This is a genomic window from Nguyenibacter vanlangensis, assembly GCF_013376155.1.
Taxonomy (GTDB): Bacteria; Pseudomonadota; Alphaproteobacteria; order Acetobacterales; family Acetobacteraceae; genus Gluconacetobacter; species Gluconacetobacter vanlangensis.
In genome coordinates this window covers 1-1,012 of the sequence record NZ_JABXXP010000892.1, presented here as the reverse complement: position 1 = coordinate 1,012, position 1,012 = coordinate 1, and the positions used below count along the sequence as shown (strand labels likewise).

Below are 1,012 nucleotides of genomic sequence, written 5' to 3'. Positions count from 1 at the left end.
GCCGGAAATCCAGCCCCCTCCGGACGCCCAGCCCACGGCGCTGGCGACCTGGCGGGAGGTCGTGGCCTTCGTCTCGGGGCGCGACGCCATGCTGCACGGCCATCTGCGCCACTCCACCCATCTGGTCGCCTTCGCGCCGCTCCGGGTCGAGATCCGGGTCGATCGCGGCGGCCTGCCCGGCCTGACCCGCCGGCTGGAAACCCTGCTGCGCCGCGAAACCGGCCAGGACTGGACGGTCCACGCCTCGACCGCCGAAGGCCAGCCGACCCTGGCCGAGCAGGGGGCGGAAATCATCGAATTCCACCGCGCGGCGGCCGAGGCCCATCCCCTGGTCCGTGCGATCTTCGCCCGTTTCCCCGACGCGGTCATGGGGGCCGTGACCGATCATTCGCTTGACGATTACGGCCTGCCGCCCGAAGAGGCGTCATCCGCCGTACTGGCGCCGGATCTGGAATTCGCACCCCTCGATGCCGAACTGGTGGACGAGGACGATTTGGACGCGAACGACGACAGGTAAGGAGACGACACCGATGAAGAATCTTGCCGGCCTGATGAAACAGGCGAGCCAGATGCAGGCCCGCATGGAAGAAATGCAGGCCAAGCTGGAAACCATGACGATCGAAGGCAGCGCCGGCGCCGGCATGGTCCATGTCACGCTGAACGGCAAGGGCGACATGAAGGCGGTCAAGATCGACCCCAAGCTGGCCGACCCCGAGGAAATGGAAATGCTGCAGGACCTGATCGTCGCGGCCTGCGCCGATGCCCGCAAGCAGTTGGACGAGCACGCGTCCGAGGAAATGAAGAAGGTCACGGGCGGCATGAACCTGCCGGCGGGCCTGAAATTCCCGTTCTGAGTCCGCGCGGACGACCAGGGCGGATCATATCAAGCGGACCATATTAGGCGGACCATAAGAGGGCGGCGCACCCGATGGGCGGCACGGATATCGAACGGCTGATCGCGCTGCTGGCCCGCCTGCCGGGCCTCGGTCCCCGCTCGGCCCGCCGGGCGGCG

General features: G+C 67.7%; 1 protein-coding gene and 2 pseudogenes. All 3 read left to right on the top strand.

Annotated elements, in window-relative coordinates; translation table 11 throughout:
- Positions 1 to 517: pseudogene (locus HUK84_RS19945) on the top strand (DNA polymerase III subunit gamma/tau); the annotation flags it as partial.
- Positions 518 to 530: 13 nt separating this feature from the next.
- Complete coding sequence (locus tag HUK84_RS19940; protein WP_176641753.1) at positions 531 to 854, top strand: YbaB/EbfC family nucleoid-associated protein; 324 nt, start codon at positions 531 to 533, stop codon at positions 852 to 854.
- Between the two features lie 74 nt (positions 855 to 928).
- Positions 929 to 1,012, top strand: a pseudogene (locus tag HUK84_RS22945) (recombination mediator RecR); the annotation flags it as partial.

Bases quoted from the DNA above. Each gene is read 5' to 3' on its own strand.
- HUK84_RS19940 (WP_176641753.1), top strand. From the start codon at position 531: ATGAAGAATCTTGCCGGCCTGATGAAACAGGCGAGCCAGATGCAGGCC.